Origin of the sequence: Leadbetterella byssophila DSM 17132, assembly GCF_000166395.1 — a bacterium.
In the GTDB taxonomy this organism is placed as follows: Bacteria; Bacteroidota; Bacteroidia; order Cytophagales; family Spirosomataceae; genus Leadbetterella; species Leadbetterella byssophila.
The window spans coordinates 3,714,434-3,733,258 of record NC_014655.1 but is presented as its reverse complement, the minus strand read 5'-3'; the positions used below and the strand labels follow the sequence as shown (position 1 = coordinate 3,733,258).

The window sequence follows — 18,825 nt, the reverse complement described above, 5'->3', positions numbered from 1 at the left end:
TTTGACGTTTTAATTTTCCTGATCGAGCCAAAAATTAGGGAGAGCCTCCGTAACTTTGTCCCAAAGTTCGGCTTTTATATGACTAAACAAGAAATAGTACAGCAAATTTTTCAAAAAAAATCCTATTTATGTGTAGGACTTGACACGGATATTCAAAAAGTTCCGAAACATCTTTTGGAATATGCGGATCCTGTATTTGAATTCAACAAACGTATCATTGATGCCACAAAAGAGTACTGTGTAGCGTATAAGCCGAATATAGCTTTCTACGAGGCCATGGGTAGTAAAGGTTGGGAAAGCCTGAGAAAGACCTTGGAATACATCCCTAAAGAATGCTTCACTATCGCAGATGCGAAAAGAGGTGATATAGGAAATACCTCAGGACTCTATGCCCGTACCTTCTTTGATAAAGAATCTTCGGGACTTGATTTTGATTCTGTAACAGTAGCACCCTATATGGGACATGACTCTATACTTCCTTTCTTGGAATATCCCGGAAAATGGGTAATTCTGCTTGCCCTAACTTCTAACCCTGGAGCTATGGACTTTCAGGAAATCCAACTACCGGATGGAGATATGATCTTCGAAAAAGTATTGAATACTTCTAAGAACTGGGGAAGCTCCGAGTCCTTAATGTATGTAGTAGGTGCAACCAGAGCGGAAAGATTGCAGCAAATAAGAAAGATAGTTCCTGATCATTTCTTGCTAATTCCGGGAGTTGGCGCTCAGGGAGGTAGTCTTGCGGATGTTTCTAAGTATGGAATGAATAAAGACTGCGGACTACTAGTCAATTCTTCGAGAGGTATCATTTATGCCCGTTCCGACGAACATTTTGAAGAGGCCGCGGCAGAAGAAGCGAAGAAGATTCAAACGGAAATGCAAGGTTTTCTTTAATTGCATTTCTCCCTCAAGAGATCTCTGTAGTTAAAAGTTAAGCACTTCAACCCTATTTAAGATCTAATCAAATAGATCTCCACACTGCTTTATTATGAAAAATGAAGAGTTGCTTCACTATGTGTGGCAATATCAACTATTCCACACCCAAAATTTAAAAACAACCTGCGGAAAGGACCTAAAGATTATTAAAACAGGTCATCCTCATTCGGATTCCGGCCCGGACTTTATCAATGCTCATTTACTATTGGATGGTATTTTTTGGGCAGGTAAAGTGGAGATTCATTGGGCATCTTCTGAATGGTTCAAACACCATCACCAAACAGATCCCAATTACGATGCAGTAATCTTGCATGTGGTTTGGATACATGATAAAGAAATCTTCAGACTTGATGGATCATCTATTCCCACTTTAGTACTAAAAGACATCGTTGCGGAAGATTTTAAATACAAGTACAAAAACCTTAAGTCGAGCACCAATGAAATACCTTGTCAAGCTCAAATTCAAGAAATCGACAAGACCTATATCATCTCAATGCAGGAGAATGCTTTAGCGCATAGATTCGACAGAAAGAGACAAGAAGTCTTAAATCATTATGAAGAAACCCATAGAGACCTGAATGAAACAGCATACAGATTATTTATGAAAGCTATGGGACTTTATATTAACGAGGAAGCTTTTACCCGGCTTTCTCGCATTTTGCCTTATTCCCTTCTCTCCAAATACAAAAGCAAGCTCATAGCACTGGAGGCTCTTCTTTTTGGAGCGGCAGGTTTCCTGGATGAACCCATAGACCTCTATTCTCAAACATTAAGAAAGGAGTTCGACTTTTTATCACATAAACACGAACTAAGTGATAGGATGTGTAGAGCAGACTGGAAGTTTCTAAGAACCCGACCTCAAAATTTCCCTACCCTGAAACTTGCCTTAACGGCCAACTGCATAGCAACTTTTCCCTCCTGGTTTCAGTTATTCACGGAAGAACTAAACATCCCCAAAGTAGTGCCTACTTCCTACTGGTGCGAACATTATGATTTTGCCAAGAAAGGTAGATTTAAATGCAGCATATCCCATTCCCACCTAAATATCAATGTAATCATACCTCTTCTTTTAACCTTTCAAACTATAGATTCTCATTATTATTTGAGAGCCATGAATATTCTGGAGAATACTAAAGCAGAGAATAATTTCATTACCCGAAAATGGGCAGAATTGGGGATTAAGAGCCAGACAGCCTGGGATTCTCAAGCATTATTGGAGCAACATACGCACTTTTGCAAGAACAAAAAATGTCTAAAATGCCCCGTTGGTGCTCAAATATTATTCAGCCATTAAGCCTGTAGATCTTTGACAGGCACAAAGCCCATTTTTTTCCCGACTTCCAATAAATATGGGTAGGCAGATTCCATGTTATTTTCAATTCTACAATCTAGAATAGCTTCTCTAACCTCTGTTTTAATCTGTCCCACTTCCTTTGAAGGTCCCAAACCAAATACTTCCATAATCATTTCTCCCGTGATCACAGGCTGAAAATTGCGTAACTTATCCTTTTCTTCAATTTCTTTCAGCAGTTCTTCTACCTTGTCGAAATTCTTTAAATATCTTCTTACGCGGTTAGCATCTTTTGAGGTAATATCGGCCCTACACAGAATCATCAGATCTTCAATATATTCACCCGCCTCAACGAGAAGTCTACGTACAGCAGAATCTGAGACGCCTTCTTTTGCTAAGGCTATAGGTCTAAGATGAAGGCGTACCAAAGTGGTCACTTTCCTCATTTTCTCATCCAGAGGCAACTTGTATTTTCTAAAAATGCCCTTTACCCAGCGTCCACCTAATTCCTCATGACCATGGAAGGTCCAACCTACCTTAGGAGAGAATCTTTTCGTAGCAGGTTTTGCAATATCATGCAGAATAGCCGCCCATCTCAACCATAAATCATTTGACCGGACCGCTGTATTATCTAAAACCTGTAAAGTATGATAGAAATTATCTTTATGCCCCTTGCCATCCATAGTTTCTACTCCTAGCAAGTTTACGAGTTCTGGGAATATGATTTCCAATAAACCCACTTGATACAAGAGCTTGAAACCATAACTAGGTTTAGGAGAGAGGATAATCTTATTTAACTCATCCGTAATCCTCTCCTGAGATATGATGCTGATTCGCGGAGCCATAGCTTTTAATCCTTCAAATGTCTCCGTTTCTATATCGAAATTCAATTGAGAGGCAAAACGAACTGCCCTCATCATTCGCAAAGGATCATCAGAAAATGTAGTTTCGGGATCAAGTGGGGTTCGAATCAATCGCCTTTTGATATCTTCTAGCCCTTGAAAAGGATCTAACAGCCTGCCATAGTCCTTTTTATTTAGTGACAGAGCCATGGCATTAATAGTAAAATCCCTTCTGTTTTGATCTTCTTCTAAAGTACCGTCTTCAACGATGGGCTTTCTTGAATCAGAGCGATAAGACTCTCGCCTAGCACCTACAAATTCATATTCATAACCATCATATACAAACTGTGCAGTTCCAAAGTTCTTAAATGTATTGACGGAAATGTGCTTGCCCAATTTCGAGGCTGTAGCTATAGCTAATTCAATTCCGCTTCCAACACAAACAAAATCGATGTCCTTACCGGCTCTACATAAAATAAGATCACGAACAAATCCTCCCACTACATAGGCCTGTATTCCTAGATCCTCCGCTGCCGAGCTAACCGCTTCGAATATAGGATTTCGATTTAATTCTTCTAAAAACTCTTCTTTTTCCATTGCAGCACAAAGTTAGCCATTCTTATGTCAACCTTAAGAAGATTACCTGTATTTTGTCCAAAACCTAAAGGCACTTTTTTAGAAATATACTCGTTGTCTAGATACAGAAAGACGTGGAAAGATGAAATTAGTACTTGCTTTAACCCTCCTAATAGCTTCTCCTGAAGCACCTTCAACTGACTTAATGAAGGAATCTCATTTTACAGTAATGGCTAAAAAGAAGAAAAAAAACGGTATCTTTAAAAGGATTTTCAAAAAGAAATGTAAATGCCCAAAAGTACGTTAGTTCGTTTTTTTGCCCTACTCTTCCTAACCGTAAATAGCTTTGCCCAAGTGGCAAATTATGATATTGAAGTCAGCCTAGAGCCCAAATCAAAAAAGCTTAAGGGCACACAAATTCTCCATTGGACGAATACCACTTCTCATCCCGCTTCTGAATTACAGTTCCACTTGTACTTGAATGCCTTCAAAGACCTAGAGTCCTCTTTTATGAAAGAATCCGGAGGAAGGTTGCGTAACGACAAATTGGATCCCACAAATTCAGAAAACTTTGGACACATAAACATACTCAAGATTTCAGGCAAAGGAATAGGAAAGGGGAAATTCATACAACCTGACAATTTCAACGAAAAAGACCATACCGTCATCTCATATCCCCTTGGTCAACCTGTACTACCAGGCCAAAGTCTCAAGATAGAACTAGAATTTGAAGCGAAACTTCCCAAGATTTTCGCTAGAACAGGATGGTCAGAGGGTAACTATTTTTTTGTAGGACAATGGTTTCCTAAAATTGGGGTACTCGAAGAGAATGGAGAGTGGAACTGCCACCAATTCCATGCTAATACTGAATTTTATGCTGACTTTGGCACATATAATGTAAAAATCAATGCCCCTAAGGAGTTTCTTATAGGCGCTACAGGCGAACTTATTGATGAGAAAGCTCTAAAAAACGAGAGAAAACTGTGGATTTTCAGAGCTCAAAATGTGCATGATTTCGCTTGGACCGCATCACCAAATTACATAGCGGTTAAAGAAGAATATAAAGGCATTTCCTTAACGGCACTGATGCAAAAAGAGAATAAATATCAGGCCAACCGCTACCTGGAATCAGTAAAAAAAGCCATAGATTTTATGGAAGAGAGGGTAGGCAAATATCCTCATTCCACCCTAACTATGGTGGATCCTTCTTACACCGGATCAGGTTCCGGTGGAATGGAATACCCCACCTTAATAACCTGCGGTACTGTATGGGGATTAGGAAAATGGATGAAATTCCCTGAACTAGTAACTATACACGAGTTCGTCCATCAATATTTCCAAGGCATTTTGGCCAGTAATGAATTTGAAAACTCTTGGATGGATGAGGGATTTACTCAATATTTCGAAGCTAGAATATTAGAAGCTGCTTATCCGCCTGGCGCTATAGTTAGCCTCTTTGGATTTCATGTCACAGATGCTGAAATCTCTAGAACAAGCTACGTGAGTATGCCCAATCCGGCTATAGCACCTATAAGAATGGATGCCTGGAAATACCCTAAAGGCACCTATTCTGTCTTCAGCTATACTAAACCCGCAACTGTACTGAGAACTATGGAAAGATGGTTAGGTACGGATGTGATGGATAAAATTCTAAAAACCTATTTTGAAGAATTCAAGTTCAAGCATCCCCGCCCGGAAGATTTCTTCAATACTGCCATTAAAGTAAGTGGGAAACCGGAATTAGAAGACTTCTTCAAACAAACCATTTTAGAAGCCAAGGTATGCGATTATTATGTAAAGGACATCAGTACTGTTAAAGGAAAAAGTATAGTGGAGCTAGATAATAAATATGATATGCTCCTCCCCGTGCAGGTGAAAGTGCAGTTCAAAGACGGGAGCAGTAAAAGTTTTACCTGGGATGGTGTACCTCGTAAATTTGAATTTAAAAAAGAAGTAGTTTCCGTAAATATTGATCTGGAGAGGGTAAATCAATTGGATCTTAACCTTTTGAACAATAGTCTATCCGTAGAAGCCCCTAAAAATGTCATTGCGAGATATGCAGGCTTATTTATGTTTTGGGTTCAGAGCCTCTTCGCAGTAGTTTAGAATAGATTTCATATCATAGGGCTTGTTGCCTGCTACTTTTAAATAGGAATCTTTGGAAAAATCCGGGATCCCATAATTCTCAAAACTCTTCCAGATATGTTCATAATACCACAGTGGAACATATCCCCACCTATGATCCATGGACTTTCTGACCATAAATTCTTCTTTGGAGATCTCTACAAAGAGTTTAGCAGTATATTTCTCCTTCAGCTCCGAATGGTAAAAGGCTAAAATCCCATCTACTATCAATATATCAAACTGTGGACGTAGAAAGTCAATCGCTTTAAGCAAAGTCTCGTGTCTAAAACCGGAAGGGTGCTCCCAGTCCACTTCTGAATCTATCTTGGGAATTTCTGAAATGGGTTTTACAAAATCATCCTGACTAATGACCATGCAGGTTTTCCCCTCGCCCCGGAACAGATTACACAATTCCGAAGCGAGAGTAGATTTTCCTGAGCGACTTACACCACCAATTCCGATAAGCATATTAGAACCAACTGGTAGATTTTTTCTTCTTAGTAGTAGTACCACTAAACCCTATCGCGCCAAGTAATGTTCTTGTAATTAGATTCGCAGCGGTTCTAGCCATTTGTTTACCGGCTGAGCTAGTTAGAAAAGTTTCTAAGGTACCCTTTTCTTCTTTGCCCCGCTTTGCCGGTGCAGCTTCTTCTTGTGGAGCAGAAGCCATCTTTGCATTTAGGATCTCATAGGCACTTTCTCTATCTATAACTTCATTATATTTCTTTATAATAAAGGACTTATTGATTACCTTATCAATCTCTGAATCCGTTAATACATCCATCCTACTTTCCGGTGGCATAACATAAGTTACGGCAAGAGGAGTGGGAATACCTTTTTCATTCAAACATGTCACTAAAGCTTCCCCAGTACCCATCTGAGTTAACACTTCTTCCGTCTTATAGAATTGAGTTTCGGGATAGTTTTGCGCGGCCTCTTTGATCGTCTTTCTATCATTCGCAGTAAATGCTCTCAGGGCGTGCTGAACTTTAAGTCCTAATTGACTAAGTACAGATGCTGGTACGTCCTGAGGGTTTTGCGTACAAAAGTAAATCCCTACACCTTTGGAACGTATCAACTTAATCACCGTTTCTATTTGCTGTAGCAATGCCTTTGAGGCCTCTTGGAATACGAGGTGAGCTTCATCAATAAAAATAACGAGTTTAGGTCGGTCTTCATCACCTGCCTCCGGTAGAGTAGCGTATAACTCTGCCAGTAAGCTCAGCATAAAGGTGGAGAATAATTTAGGTCTATCCATGAGGTCTATCACCCTTAAGATAGAAATCATGCCTTTACCTTGATTATCTATTCTCATCAAATCATCAACATCAAAAGATCTTTCTCCAAAGAACAAATCAGCACCTTGATGTTGAAGCTCTATCACTTTCCTCATGATAGTTCCTAGAGAGGTAGTGGACATCTTGCCATAACTACCTTCAAAGGAAGCTTTGCCTTCATTACTTACAAACTGGATTACACGAATAAAGTCTTTAAGATCCAGTAGGGGCAATTGATTATCGTCACAATATTTAAATATTACCGATACAATGCCTTCTTGAGTATCATTTAATCCTAAGATCTTTGATAAAAGTATAGGTCCAAATTCAGAAACCGTAGCTCTCAGTCGGGCACCTTTCTCCTCACTTAAACTTAGAAATTCTACCGGAAAACCTTGTGGTGTGTAGGATACTCCTGCAGCATCACTTCTTTCCAGAATGAATGATTCAGCGGTTCCCGGCTTCGCCAAGCCGCTTAGGTCACCTTTGATATCCATTAAAAGTACAGGTACGCTGGCTTTGGATAGGCCTTCGGCTAAACCTTGCAAAGTCTTTGTTTTTCCGGTACCTGTAGCTCCTGCTATCAGACCGTGGCGGTTCATGGTTTTTAAGGGTATTCTCACCTGAGTCCCCGGTACTACTTCGCCGTCCAGCTTAGCAGCCCCTAAAACAATGGACTCCCCTTTGTGGGTATAGCCTTTCGAAAGGACTTCCTTAAACAGATCTATATTGGACATAATAAATATGGTTTCTATTCGCAAGATCGAGATAATTGACGGAAAATTAAAATATTTCCACCCTAGGTTAACTAGACTAATCTATTAAGCAAGAGTCTAAGTTACTGAAAGTTGGGAATTTGCGTTCAAAACACCAGAATATGCTAAGAATATTTTCAAAAAAAACCTATGCACTTACCTTGACCTTCTCATATTTTAACCTAAATTGTCCTCCTATCCCAAGAAATTATAGAATGTATACAATTGTATTATTTCAATATTTAGCTTATCTAAAAGAAGCTAAATTCTTTAATTCAAATCAATTTTGTTTAGGGTTTTGAGGAATTAAACCTCCTTAAAGCTCTGATGGACTGACATTTTAAATTTTTCTTTGGGTTTTAGTACTTTTTTTAGTATTTTAGCAACAATATTATTAAAAACCTGGGCAAACCAGACCTATTCGAATAATGCAAGAAACTGTTAAGATAATCATCGAGGGACAAGAGTATGAGTTCCCGGTGGTGGAGGGCACTGAAAACGAGAAGGCGATCGATATTTCTACATTAAGATCCAAAACAGGGTACATCACAATAGATGAGGGTTTCAAAAACACCGGTTCTACTACAAGTGGAATAACTTATCTGGATGGTGAGGAAGGAATATTGCATTACAGGGGATACCCTATCGAAGAACTGGCTGAAAAAGCTGAATTCCTTGAAGTAGCTTACCTTTTAATATACGGTGAATTACCTACTAAAGAGCAATACGAAGTTTTCAAGCACGAGGTAACCACTCGTTCTTTGGTAAATGAAGACATGCGTAAGATCTTTGATGGTTTTCCTGTAAACGCTCACCCTATGGGCGTTATGTCATCCTTAGTGGGAGCTATGTCTAGCTTCTATCCGGACAATGACAAAAAGCACAAAGGAGACTTTACAGAGGTTCACATTCGCAGATTATTAGCGAAGATCCCTACCATCGCTACTTGGTGTTACAAAAAGTCGCAAGGACACCCTATTAACTATCCAAAAAATCATTTGGATTACTGTTCAAACTTCTTGCATATGATGTTTGCTCTACCAGTAGAAAACTACGAGGTAGATCCTATTGTATCCAGTGCTTTGAACAAACTTTTGATCCTTCATGCTGACCATGAACAAAACTGCTCTACTTCCACAGTAAGATTAGTAGGTTCATCTAAAGCAAACATTTACGCTAGCATATCAGCTGGTATTTCTGCTCTTTGGGGGCCTTTGCACGGAGGTGCTAACCAAGAGGTCATTGAAATGCTAGAAGCCATCAAAGAAGATGGTGGTGATGTTGCGAAGTACATTGCCATGGCTAAGGACAAAAATTCTACTTTCCGTTTAATGGGCTTTGGCCACAGAGTTTATAAAAACTTTGACCCTAGAGCTAAGATCATTAAAAAGGCAGCAGATGATGTTTTAGCCAAATTAGGCGTAAATGACCCTGTACTTGAGATCGCAAAAGGCCTTGAAGAAGCAGCTTTGAAAGACGAATACTTTGTATCTCGTAAATTATATCCAAACGTAGACTTCTATTCCGGTATTATTTACCGTGCTTTAGGAATACCTACAAACATGTTTACTGTAATGTTTGCTATTGGTCGTCTACCGGGATGGATTGCACAATGGTTAGAGCTAAGAAAATCAGGACAGGCTATCGGTCGTCCGCGTCAGATCTACACTGGTCCTACTAAGAAACATTACGTTGATATCGACCAAAGATAAATCGATTTTAGAGAATAATTCAACATAAAAAGCGGGTCAAATTTGACCCGCTTTTATTTTTCTACGAACTTGTAAAAAGTCGTTTTTTCGTCTCCTACTTATATCTACACAGTGGTTATTGCTTAAACGTACATTTGGTTTAGGCTCATAAACTGAAGAAGAAACCACGTGTTTAGGATTGATCAAAAAGGACTTATGAGTACGGAAGAATCCATAGGGTTCAAACATACTCTCTAATTCTTTTAAGGTTTTGGACAAGGTTAAGATTTGTCCATCTTCCAAATAAACATCTGAATAATTGGAATCCGCTTTCATGTACACTACGGATTCTGCTGAAACGCTGGTCTTTCCTACAAGTAATATCTTTTCCATAGTTGGGGGCTTTAACTATCCTATAGACTCAAAGCCCCCAAAAAGGGTTGGAATTAGTTGATTAAATTTAATCTAACTCCTATACTACCCGGAACGTGAATAAAAAGAGGTTTCGGAGCTATCTCCGCATAAATACCTAATTCCGCAAAAATGCTCAGGTTATTATTAGGTAAACTGTATTCCATACCTGCATCTGCCACTCCACCTAAAGAGATATGTCTTTCAGGCACGTTATTAGATACCGGGGGTACGCGTTTTCTAGAGTTGATTTGACCACCAAAACCGTAATAGATCTGGAACCTTTCTGCAGATCCTATTTGGTTATTCCAATGGAAAACCCCTTGTACCATTAAGCCTGTTTGGCTCTTATAATAAGGCTTATTATTGTGAGAACGAGTTGCCCCCCAAAGAAATCCATAAGTACCAAAGTTCACATCAAAGTTCTTCCTTCCCGAATCAAAATACTTACGAATATTCAAACCTACAGGCTCTCCTACCTTTACTCCTATAGCCCAATTGTTATAGTTCTGCGCGAAAGCACTGCTGCTCATCAATAAGGCCACCCACAATAAAATCTTCTTTTTCATATATTAAAAGTTGGTTAATACATTATCCTATTACTTCTGCTCCCTCTAAAATGTAGTTCAGATCATTAATGTCATCTACATTTAGACGCAATACGCCTTTGATGGTAACCCTGTCATCTGTATTAAAACGCTTATTTACCTTCTTGAATTTGATGGAAACCACAGACTCAGGACCTGCGCCACCACAGAAGAAACAAGAGGCAAAAGGATTTGATGAGAGCACATAGTAATTTGCATCCACATCAACCGGTATCATATAGCCGGTAAGAGCCACTTCTTTACCTTTAAGAGCCGTCACTTTCGGACCAAACTGTGGCTCCAAAAGGAACATATTTTCAGTAGAACTCCACTTTTTCTTAAAGGTAACATCACTTAATTGCTCCCAAGTGATCTTGATTGGATTGAAGGCAAATACGAATGCCGGAATAATAAAAAGGGCTAGAATTAACTTCTTATTCATTTGCTAGAGTTTTTGAGATATTGATTTTGTATATGCCTAAAGATGGAATTAATGCAGCCAGTATACCTATGCATAACGCAACAAAAAGTAAATAAATTTCCTCTTTTTGCAAGAATTGAATATCAAGCGTATAATTGTAGTTTTGCTCTAATGCACCAGATGCCAGTGCCAGGCCTATTCTGCTCATAAGAATACCCAAAACATAGCCTGCAAAGGAAAGGATAACACCTTCCAATAATAGCATCAGGAATAATTTCACCCTAGTCCCGCCCATGGATAGCATCAGAGCTAATTCATATTTCCTTTCTTTAAGTGCGTTATATAGGGTAATAAAAACACTTATGCCAGATATAATCATTATAGCAGCAGCTAATGCTTTAAGCGCATCCATACCTATACCCATCAACTCAAACAGACGATTCACTTCTATAGCTGGCAATGCTGCTTGCATTTTCGTATTTTGATTGATCATTCTAGGCAAGGTCATAAGCCCCATAGGAGATCTGAACTTTACTAATGCACAAGTCACCTCCGGATCCATCCCTTCATGTTCCCCATGTACCTGCCAAACGGAAGCCAAATCAGAGATCAATAAATTATCCAGCACGGACCCATTAGGCTTCAAAATACCTACCACCTTGTAATGTTCATGGTCATGATGGTCTCCCTCCTCTTCAAAACCGTGCGCACTATGAAACTCATCACCTACTTTGAGTCCCAGATTTCGAGCTACCGTATGGCCCACCACCACTTCCAGAGACCCTTTGAAACCGGCACCTTCAGCATATTCAGCCTTGAAATGATCCAGATACTTTGGATCTGCCCCCACTATGCGGTATCCTTTAAAATTATCACCCATAGAGAGCGGAATAACCTCTTTCACCAAGGGATTCGTCCTCAACAAGCTCAATTCCTGTAAGGAGATATTCCCTGTAGGAGAATCTATCTGGTACACCCCTGACAAGATCAGTTGCAGCGGACTACCTTTGGCTCCCACCACCATATCTATTCCTGAAATATTCTTAGCGAATTTGCTTTCCAATTGCTTGCCAACAGTAATCAACAAGGAAATAATCCCAATACCAAAGGCCATTAGAAGCACAGCTAATGTGCTATTGAGTTTTTTGTCTACTATATTCTTTCCAACAATCTTCAGTAACATCTTAGAGTGAGATTTGGTTAGGGAATCTATTTTTTAGACGCTGATCATGGGTAACTACGATCAAAGCTGCACCACTTTCCTTAGCTTGCACCTCTAGTAAGTTAGCTACCCTTTCACAGTTCAGATCATCTAAAGCGGAAGTAGGCTCATCAGCTAAAATCACCTTCGCTTCATTCATTAAGGCTCGAGCAATACCTACTCTCTGCTGCTCACCTCCACTAAGCTCCGTCACCCTCTTTTTCAAAACGTGTGCAAATCCTAAGTGATCTGCCAAATGTTTTACCCTTGCCTTATCCTGAGGTTTCCCGGCAAAATAATTAGACATCAAAAGATTCTCTTCCACATTCAAAGAATGCACGAAATATGGCTTCTGGAAGACCAAGCCAATATGCCTTGCTCTAAACGTGGGCAATTCACTCGGAGCCAAAGTACCAGTATTTACGCCATCAATATTGACCTCCCCGGATGATGGAGAAAGCAATAATGCCATTAAATTAAGGAGAGTCGTTTTTCCGGAACCGGAATTTCCTAAGATCAGCAAAGTCTCTCCTGCAGCACACCTGAGGTCAGGAAAATGAAAATCTGTACTTCCCGGATACTGGAAGCGCAGAGAATGAGTATTTAACATCTACACCTAAAAGTATTTAATAGTAAAAATCGTAAATATTTTACACTTAACCCCGAATAACTCAAAAAAAATCCCGTACTTTGCAATAGTCTACTAAATTTGTAGTCTAATTGTTAACCTAAAATTTTTAATCGTATGTCACTTAGACTTGGAGATATTGCACCGGACTTTACGGCCAATACTACTCAAGGCCAGATTCATTTCCATGAATGGCTTGGCGATTCCTGGGGATTGCTATTTTCTCACCCGGCAGATTTTACCCCGGTATGTACTACGGAGTTAGGTAAAACAGCCCTGCTAAAAGGAGAATTTGAAAAAAGAGGAGTAAAAGTAATTGCAGTTTCAGTAGATGACTTGGATTCTCACAATCGTTGGATTCCGGATATTGAAGAGGTAAACCAAGTACAATTCAACTTCCCAATCATCGCTGACGAAGACAGAAACGTGGCACAATTATACGATATGATCCACCCGAACGCATCGGAAAAAGCCACAGTACGCTCAGTATTTATTATCGGACCGGATAAGAAAATCAAATTAACGTTGACCTATCCCGCCTCCACAGGTAGAAACTTCCAGGAAATCTTAAGAGTTGTAGATTCTCTGCAATTGACAGCTAATTATTCCGTAGCAACTCCCGCAGATTGGCAACAAGGAGATGATACCATCATAGTACCTGCCGTTTCTACAGAAGATGCTATTCAAAAATTCCCTAAAGGAGTAAAAATCGTTAAGCCTTATCTACGATATACTCCACAACCGGACAAGGACTAAGTCTTTTTCCGTACCTTTGGAAAAAAATTAATATGGAAGTAGGAAAATACAATGTCTTAACCGTTCTGAGAGCTACTAGTGTGGGCATCTACTTAGGAGATAATGAAGGGAATGACGTCCTACTTCCACATAAATATGTCCCTGAAGAGATCGAAATGGGACAAGAAATAAATGTCTTTGTGTACAGAGACTCTGAAGACAGAATAATAGCCACTACCCTTCAACCTGCCATCCAACTTAACCAATTTGCTATCCTAGAAGTAGTAGCCACCTCCTCCATTGGAGCATTCCTGGATTGGGGACTAGAAAAAGATCTCTTCGTCCCTTTTAAGGAGCAAAACCATAAGTTGCAAACCGGTCAATGGGTACCCGTGTTCTTATATCTTGATGAGGAGACTGACCGACTAGTAGCTTCTGCCAAAATCAATAAGTTCTTCCAAAACGACCAGATCTCAGACCTGGAACCTCAACAAAAAGTAGAGGTATTAGTATATGAGAAAACGGACCTTGGATACAATGTCATCATCGATAACAAATACAAAGGACTTATCTACGAAAACGAAATCTTCAGAAGATTAGCCTGGGGTGATCAAACTACCGCGTATATCAAGAATATTAGAGAAGACGGCAAGATTGACGTGTCTTTGCAGCCATTAGGTTTCCTACAAGCAAGAGATGAAAACACCCAAATTATCTTAGACAAACTAAGCCAGAATGGAGGAAAACTAGGGCTGACAGATCATTCTGACCCTATAGATATTCAGGAACACCTTAATATGAGCAAAAAGGCTTTCAAAAAAGCCATAGGTGGCCTTTATAAAGAAGGGAAAATCCGTCTGGATGAAGACGGAATCTCCTTAGTCTTGTGAAGCTTGGATAATAAATTTATCCAATTGCAATTCAGCCAATCTCGCCTTCTCTAAAGCCTGTTCAGCAAATTGCTTTGATTCTTCTACATTACCTCTTTTTCTACTCACCACACTCATTTGGTAAAAGTATTCTGCGAGGTAATTGTTCTCCTTCAACATGGGATACGCTCTCTGCAACCATGTCAAGGTCAAGGGCACAAATTCCGGTACATGAGAAGTAAATACTTGAACCACATATAACATGGCAGCACCATTTTGCTTATACAACTCCACCGCCTTCTCTCCTTCCTGTAAAGCGGTAGATTTCATACCGTCTCTTAGGTAAGCTCTGACTCTATGCTCCCAAAGAAAAGCATCTGCATACATTCCGGCTCCTACCTTCCCCATGTATTGCTCTAATTGATTCACCTTTTCAATAGGAAACATCTTACTTTCGGGTGAAAAAATGGTCTGTTGCAAAATCCTACCTAGAACCTGCCCCTCCTGCCCTTCATGTCCTTCTGCTTTCTCTAAGGCCGCCGCCTCCGGCATATGATCTATCCAATATCTAAAGAATTCATTGTCGGTATCATTGACCACTTTCTTGGTGATTTGCCAACTTACATTAGACCCTATTTCCTCCCTATTAAAATTCGCCCAAATAGCTTCTGTAATCTTCTTGGATGCAGCCATGTCTCTGGATACACGTGCATAGTTTCCATATTTAATCAAGAAGTCAAAATCTCTATTTCCCAGCTCAAACTGCTTAACAAAATTGGAACTCCACAAAGAAGGATCCTTGGCTTCCCTACCAATAGAAAGCACCCCTGCTGGAGTAGGAACAGTTTCACCTTGATGCACTAACTCCCCCTCTCCATTGAAAAAAAGAAACTGCGGGAAACTAGGAATCTCTATCTTCCGTTCATCTAAGAATCCTCTAGCACCTTCAATACTTAGATTCATCTTATAATTGATGAAGTTTTGATTATAAAACTTAGCCACATCAGCATTTTGAAACTGGGGATCCATAGCCTTACATGCCGGACAGGTAGGTAAATATGCCTCCACAAATACTAATTTACCTGTAGATTTTCCTTTGGCAAGTGCATCTGACAAATCCTTCTCCCACTGAATTCCTTGTTGGCCAAAAACCCCTGTGCTTAACCACAATAGGCAGAATAGAACTCTATACATTACGTAAAGTATTTACTAAATTTTTGAATTTCTTAAGATCTAAACCTGCTGTCTCTGCCATTTTTTGCGCTTGCTTGGCCCTTTCTGAAGCGTTCTTCAAATCACCTTCCTTTTGATGAACTCTTGCCCACTCAAAATGCCATTCGGCTTGTTGAGCCGGCTCTCCTACCAAATTCGATGCTGCACTTAACCATTCTTTTGCCACAGGCAGATAAGAATTATTTGGGAAGTTATCATTGAAAACTTTGGCTATATAGACCAATGATGGACCATTGTTCGAAAATTTCGCAGCCATACTCTTACCTATATTCAAAGCCACTTGAGGTTTTCCTTCACGAAGATTAGCCAAGGTTTCCTGTTCCCATACATAGGTATCTGCATAGTCTCCACCTCCTACTTTCCTTATATAGTCCTTCACCACTGCTATTTTCTGAGTGCTGTACTTTCTACCGTCTCTAAAAATGGAGGCCTGAACAATGCCACCTAAAGTGTTCAACTCTTGTCCATCATGACCCTGAGCCTTTTCATAAGCTGCGGCTTTTGGCATTTGATCAATCCAATACTTAAAGAAGCCATTATCTACACTCGTCACTACTTTTTTGGTGACAGCCCAACTGGTTTCAGAGCCCAACTCATTCTGATCAAATGTGGCAAACAAAGCCTCTCCCACCTTCAGATTCTCTAAGGTATCTTTCACCAAACGGGTATACACACCATATTTAACTAGGAAATCAAAATCTCTTTCTCCAGCATCAAAGCGTGATTTATATAAGCTAGCTCTTTTATCCGTAGACAATGCCTCATCAGCTGCTGCTACGAGTGATGCGGTAGATGGGGTAACCTCAGCCTGATGAACCAAATTACCATCCCCGTCAAAGAATAAGAACTGAGGGAAGCTAGGTAACCATATATTATGATCGTTTAAGAACTTCACTTGTTCTGCTACCCCCACATCTAATTTATAATTGACAAACTCAGAGTTGTACTTAGTGGCCACTTCTGAAGTACTAAAATAAGGCTCAATCGACTGGCAAATGGGACAAGTGGGAGAGTAACACTCCACAAATACCAACTTACCCGTAGCTTTGGCCTTCGCTAAAGCTTCAGAAATATCAGAAGTCCAAGTTACCGTTTTGGTATCCACCACACCGGAATCCTCTGAAGTTTTATTCTCTTTTTTACAGGCAGCAAATGTTAGAAATAAGAGCAAATAGGCAATTCTCATGTTTTTTATAGGTCTATTAAATATTTAACAGTTAAAATGGAAATTGTGTTACTGAGATATCATAATTCTTTCAAAAATCGCTCCAATTCAATCGTGCTTGCCTTTGTAGCTTTTGCAGAAGTTAAGGCTTTCTGTACCCAAACCTTAGCTTGATCCTTATTGCCTCTATTCTTTTCCAAAAGAGCATTTTGGTAAAAATATTCCACCTTATTATAAGTGGGACTAGCAGCTACTTTTTTCAACCATTGTTGCACGGCTTCAGCATTCTTGCCCTTTTGATTAAAAACTCTACATAAATATAATAAACCTCCAGCATCAAATTGTTTAGAAACGTTTTGAGCTATCTGTAAAGCTTTGTGATCCTCACCCTTTTTCCAGGCAATTTCCGTACGCTTCTCCCATAATAGTGCATCGACTTCCTTTTGCCCTACAATTGGACCGTATTCTGCAGCCAACTGATCCCAATTCTCAAATTTTCTAGGACCAAAGAGGGTGCCGTGCAATAAGCGGGTGAACTGAGCCTTTACATTCTCCGGAGTATCATTACTTTTTTTATGATTTTGTATCCAAAATCTTGCGAATCCATTTTCCGTATCTGTGCTTATCTTCTTAAATAGATTCCAACTAGCCTCCCTCTTCTCCACGGGATATATCGACCAAAGTGCATCAACCAACTTAAAATTTGTCATGGAATCTTTCTTAACCCTACTAAAGATAGCATAATGGCTTAAGAAGTTCTCTGAACGTTCTCCTGATGCGAACCTCTTCGGGTAAAATTCCGCCGTATAAGTACGTTCAAGAACCATCTTTCCGGGTTGCAAAACAGAAGCTACTTCTGCAGATACTTCTCTGGAATGAATCAGGGTTCCATCTCCTCTAAAAAAGAGAAAATAAGGAATCCCATATACCTCTAAATTAGCTTTTTTAGCGAAATTCCTCCCTTCCTCTGAGTCCACATCTAAGGCGTAATTGACAAAATTCCCATTGTACAGACCTGCTACAGTGGGGTCATTCAGAATGGGCGCCAATTTCTTACAATGTGGACAGGTGGGCGAGTAAAACTCGACAAAAAGAACCTTATTCTCTGCTTTAGCTTTTGCAAAGGCAGCATGGAGACTTTTCTCCCATTTGATCCCTTGAGCATTCCCCAAAAAGGGTAATAAAACGAAACAAAACCTAAGAACTAATTTCACTATTTTGAAGTTATATTTTTATGGATACAGTTAAAATTTACGGCATTCCCAATTGCGACACCGTCAAAAAAGCGATCACCTATTTAAAGGACAATCAGGTGCCTTATATCTTTCATAATTTTAAGACGGATGGAATTTCACCAGAAAAACTAAAAGAATGGTTTGAAACCTTTGGTTTTAACAAGGTAGTTAACAAATCCAGCTCCACATACAGAGCTTTGGAGGATAAATCCTTAGTTGAAACACCGGAATCTGCCATCAAAATCCTTCAGGCCACTCCATCTATGATCAAAAGGCCTATACTTGAAAACGGCAACAACAAGCGAATAGGTTTCAAAAAGGAAGAATACGATGAGTTATTTCTCAAGTAATCCCCGGTAAACCTCTTCTTTTTGCTCCTTTTCTATGATATCATTAATAGAAACCCGCGCATTCTTATAAACGTAAATAGTGGTTCTATATTCCTTAGCTATGGGATTCGATACGGAATCCCTTAGCTCTCCATGCTCAAATAACGGTAAAGTTGCCTTGTACTCTTCTTCTCAGTTTTTAAAGGACCAGGTGCCTGTAAGGAGTTACTCTATCTAACCATGCCCCGTAATCTCCATCAAACCCTTGAGCTTTTACCCTTCCTCTGGTAAAGAAGTTATTAGCACCTGCTTGACCGTAATTGTCGCAGAAAACTAATGTGGATGATGGCATCTCTCCAAGTACACGATCAGTCTTCTCTGCTAATCCTTGCCACCCAAGCATATCAGCGAAATCCTGTGGTATGGGATGTTCTGTAGCATCTTTCCACTTGTCCCTTTGGCTACTATTATTTCTGCTGAATCTATAGTCAAATAATCCTTAGTGGACTGTGAGATGAA

19 protein-coding genes are annotated in these 18,825 nt (G+C 39.7%); 7 read left to right on the top strand and 12 right to left on the bottom strand.

All coding sequences use genetic code 11. The features are described 5' to 3' along the window. The first annotated feature begins 78 nt into the window (after positions 1–78). Together pyrF and LBYS_RS16655 are read left to right on the top strand one after the other, a co-directional pair. Complete coding sequence (gene pyrF / locus LBYS_RS16660; RefSeq protein WP_013410008.1) at positions 79–894, top strand: orotidine-5'-phosphate decarboxylase; 816 nt, start codon at positions 79–81, stop codon at positions 892–894. A 94-nt stretch (positions 895–988) separates the two neighbouring features. After that, positions 989–2,230, top strand: coding sequence for a DUF2851 family protein (locus tag LBYS_RS16655; protein WP_013410007.1), 1,242 nt, complete (start codon positions 989–991; stop codon positions 2,228–2,230). Here LBYS_RS16655 and LBYS_RS16650 read toward each other — a convergent pair. Next, positions 2,227–3,666 (bottom strand): CCA tRNA nucleotidyltransferase, encoded by a 1,440-nt coding sequence (locus LBYS_RS16650; RefSeq protein ID WP_013410006.1) that lies wholly within the window; start codon positions 3,664–3,666, stop codon positions 2,227–2,229. The genes LBYS_RS16655 and LBYS_RS16650 overlap by 4 nt on opposite strands. A gap of 267 nt (positions 3,667–3,933) precedes the next feature. Here LBYS_RS16650 and LBYS_RS16640 point away from each other — a divergent pair, with 267 nt between their 5' ends. Further along, positions 3,934–5,751, top strand: coding sequence for a M1 family metallopeptidase (locus LBYS_RS16640; RefSeq protein WP_013410004.1), 1,818 nt, complete (start codon positions 3,934–3,936; stop codon positions 5,749–5,751). Here LBYS_RS16640 and LBYS_RS16635 read toward each other — a convergent pair. Together LBYS_RS16635 and LBYS_RS16630 are read right to left on the bottom strand one after the other, a co-directional pair. After that, on the bottom strand, positions 5,710–6,237 hold the full coding sequence (locus LBYS_RS16635; RefSeq protein ID WP_013410003.1) for a uridine kinase family protein: 528 nt from the start codon (positions 6,235–6,237) through the stop codon (positions 5,710–5,712). The genes LBYS_RS16640 and LBYS_RS16635 overlap by 42 nt on opposite strands. 1 nt (position 6,238) lies before the next feature. Beyond that, on the bottom strand, positions 6,239–7,783 hold the full coding sequence (locus tag LBYS_RS16630) for a helicase HerA-like domain-containing protein (RefSeq protein WP_013410002.1): 1,545 nt from the start codon (positions 7,781–7,783) through the stop codon (positions 6,239–6,241). Positions 7,784–8,229: 446 nt separating this feature from the next. On the opposite strand from LBYS_RS16630, the gene LBYS_RS16620 reads away from it, so the two are divergent. Then, positions 8,230–9,513, top strand: coding sequence for a citrate synthase (locus LBYS_RS16620; protein WP_013410001.1), 1,284 nt, complete (start codon positions 8,230–8,232; stop codon positions 9,511–9,513). Between the two features lie 36 nt (positions 9,514–9,549). On the opposite strand, the gene LBYS_RS16615 is transcribed toward LBYS_RS16620, so the two are convergent. The 5 genes from LBYS_RS16615 to LBYS_RS16595 are packed head-to-tail and all read right to left on the bottom strand — an operon-like array spanning position 9,550 to position 12,722. Further along, positions 9,550–9,885 (bottom strand): LytR/AlgR family response regulator transcription factor, encoded by a 336-nt coding sequence (locus LBYS_RS16615; protein WP_041823855.1) that lies wholly within the window; start codon positions 9,883–9,885, stop codon positions 9,550–9,552. Positions 9,886–9,938: 53 nt separating this feature from the next. Further along, positions 9,939–10,472: a hypothetical protein gene (locus LBYS_RS16610; RefSeq protein ID WP_013410000.1), complete on the bottom strand. Its 534-nt coding sequence runs from the start codon at positions 10,470–10,472 to the stop codon at positions 9,939–9,941. A gap of 22 nt (positions 10,473–10,494) precedes the next feature. Next, positions 10,495–10,932 (bottom strand): hypothetical protein, encoded by a 438-nt coding sequence (locus LBYS_RS16605; RefSeq protein WP_013409999.1) that lies wholly within the window; start codon positions 10,930–10,932, stop codon positions 10,495–10,497. Beyond that, positions 10,925–12,094 carry an ABC transporter permease gene (locus LBYS_RS16600; protein WP_013409998.1) on the bottom strand — a complete coding sequence of 390 codons (1,170 nt, stop codon included), beginning with the start codon at positions 12,092–12,094 and terminating at the stop codon, positions 10,925–10,927. Before LBYS_RS16600 ends, LBYS_RS16605 begins: the two co-directional genes overlap by 8 nt. Position 12,095: 1 nt before the next feature. Next, complete coding sequence (locus LBYS_RS16595) at positions 12,096–12,722, bottom strand: ABC transporter ATP-binding protein (protein WP_013409997.1); 627 nt, start codon at positions 12,720–12,722, stop codon at positions 12,096–12,098. A gap of 135 nt (positions 12,723–12,857) precedes the next feature. On the opposite strand from LBYS_RS16595, the gene LBYS_RS16590 reads away from it, so the two are divergent. Both LBYS_RS16590 and LBYS_RS16585 read left to right on the top strand, forming a co-directional pair. Continuing rightward, positions 12,858–13,496, top strand: a complete 639-nt coding sequence (locus tag LBYS_RS16590) for a peroxiredoxin (RefSeq protein WP_013409996.1) — start codon at positions 12,858–12,860, stop codon at positions 13,494–13,496. A 32-nt stretch (positions 13,497–13,528) separates the two neighbouring features. Beyond that, positions 13,529–14,365, top strand: a complete 837-nt coding sequence (locus LBYS_RS16585; RefSeq protein WP_013409995.1) for a CvfB family protein — start codon at positions 13,529–13,531, stop codon at positions 14,363–14,365. On the opposite strand, the gene LBYS_RS16580 is transcribed toward LBYS_RS16585, so the two are convergent. Genes LBYS_RS16580 through LBYS_RS16570 form a run of 3 tightly spaced genes read right to left on the bottom strand, consistent with a single transcriptional unit; the run spans position 14,354 to position 17,956 of the window. Further along, positions 14,354–15,538 (bottom strand): thioredoxin family protein, encoded by a 1,185-nt coding sequence (locus LBYS_RS16580; RefSeq protein ID WP_013409994.1) that lies wholly within the window; start codon positions 15,536–15,538, stop codon positions 14,354–14,356. The genes LBYS_RS16585 and LBYS_RS16580 overlap by 12 nt on opposite strands. Then, the gene (locus tag LBYS_RS16575; RefSeq protein ID WP_013409993.1) at positions 15,531–16,763 is read right to left on the bottom strand and encodes a thioredoxin family protein; all 1,233 of its coding nucleotides are present in this window, start codon (positions 16,761–16,763) and stop codon (positions 15,531–15,533) included. Before LBYS_RS16575 ends, LBYS_RS16580 begins: the two co-directional genes overlap by 8 nt. 59 nt (positions 16,764–16,822) lie before the next feature. Beyond that, complete coding sequence (locus LBYS_RS16570) at positions 16,823–17,956, bottom strand: thioredoxin family protein (RefSeq protein WP_013409992.1); 1,134 nt, start codon at positions 17,954–17,956, stop codon at positions 16,823–16,825. 20 nt (positions 17,957–17,976) lie between these two features. Here LBYS_RS16570 and LBYS_RS16565 point away from each other — a divergent pair, with 20 nt between their 5' ends. Next, the gene (locus tag LBYS_RS16565) at positions 17,977–18,327 is read left to right on the top strand and encodes an arsenate reductase family protein (protein WP_013409991.1); all 351 of its coding nucleotides are present in this window, start codon (positions 17,977–17,979) and stop codon (positions 18,325–18,327) included. Between the two features lie 178 nt (positions 18,328–18,505). Here LBYS_RS16565 and LBYS_RS16560 read toward each other — a convergent pair whose 3' ends face one another. Next, positions 18,506–18,709, bottom strand: coding sequence for a hypothetical protein (locus LBYS_RS16560; RefSeq protein WP_041823847.1), 204 nt, complete (start codon positions 18,707–18,709; stop codon positions 18,506–18,508). Between the last annotated feature and the right edge of the window lie 116 nt (positions 18,710–18,825).

Excerpts from the sequence above, each read along its gene's own strand:
- pyrF (WP_013410008.1), top strand. The coding sequence starts at position 79 with ATGACTAAACAAGAAATAGTACAGCAAATTTTTCAAAAAAAATCCTAT.
- LBYS_RS16655 (WP_013410007.1), top strand. The coding sequence starts at position 989 with ATGAAAAATGAAGAGTTGCTTCACTATGTGTGGCAATATCAACTATTC.
- LBYS_RS16650 (WP_013410006.1), bottom strand. The coding sequence starts at position 3,666 with ATGGAAAAAGAAGAGTTTTTAGAAGAATTAAATCGAAATCCTATATTC.
- LBYS_RS16640 (WP_013410004.1), top strand. The coding sequence starts at position 3,934 with ATGCCCAAAAGTACGTTAGTTCGTTTTTTTGCCCTACTCTTCCTAACC.
- LBYS_RS16635 (WP_013410003.1), bottom strand. The coding sequence starts at position 6,237 with ATGCTTATCGGAATTGGTGGTGTAAGTCGCTCAGGAAAATCTACTCTC.
- LBYS_RS16630 (WP_013410002.1), bottom strand. The coding sequence starts at position 7,783 with ATGTCCAATATAGATCTGTTTAAGGAAGTCCTTTCGAAAGGCTATACC.
- LBYS_RS16620 (WP_013410001.1), top strand. The coding sequence starts at position 8,230 with ATGCAAGAAACTGTTAAGATAATCATCGAGGGACAAGAGTATGAGTTC.
- LBYS_RS16615 (WP_041823855.1), bottom strand. The coding sequence starts at position 9,885 with ATGGAAAAGATATTACTTGTAGGAAAGACCAGCGTTTCAGCAGAATCC.
- LBYS_RS16610 (WP_013410000.1), bottom strand. The coding sequence starts at position 10,472 with ATGAAAAAGAAGATTTTATTGTGGGTGGCCTTATTGATGAGCAGCAGT.
- LBYS_RS16605 (WP_013409999.1), bottom strand. The coding sequence starts at position 10,932 with ATGAATAAGAAGTTAATTCTAGCCCTTTTTATTATTCCGGCATTCGTA.
- LBYS_RS16600 (WP_013409998.1), bottom strand. The coding sequence starts at position 12,094 with ATGTTACTGAAGATTGTTGGAAAGAATATAGTAGACAAAAAACTCAAT.
- LBYS_RS16595 (WP_013409997.1), bottom strand. The coding sequence starts at position 12,722 with ATGTTAAATACTCATTCTCTGCGCTTCCAGTATCCGGGAAGTACAGAT.
- LBYS_RS16590 (WP_013409996.1), top strand. The coding sequence starts at position 12,858 with ATGTCACTTAGACTTGGAGATATTGCACCGGACTTTACGGCCAATACT.
- LBYS_RS16585 (WP_013409995.1), top strand. The coding sequence starts at position 13,529 with ATGGAAGTAGGAAAATACAATGTCTTAACCGTTCTGAGAGCTACTAGT.
- LBYS_RS16580 (WP_013409994.1), bottom strand. The coding sequence starts at position 15,538 with ATGTATAGAGTTCTATTCTGCCTATTGTGGTTAAGCACAGGGGTTTTT.
- LBYS_RS16575 (WP_013409993.1), bottom strand. The coding sequence starts at position 16,763 with ATGAGAATTGCCTATTTGCTCTTATTTCTAACATTTGCTGCCTGTAAA.
- LBYS_RS16565 (WP_013409991.1), top strand. The coding sequence starts at position 17,977 with ATGGATACAGTTAAAATTTACGGCATTCCCAATTGCGACACCGTCAAA.
- LBYS_RS16560 (WP_041823847.1), bottom strand. The coding sequence starts at position 18,709 with ATGCTTGGGTGGCAAGGATTAGCAGAGAAGACTGATCGTGTACTTGGA.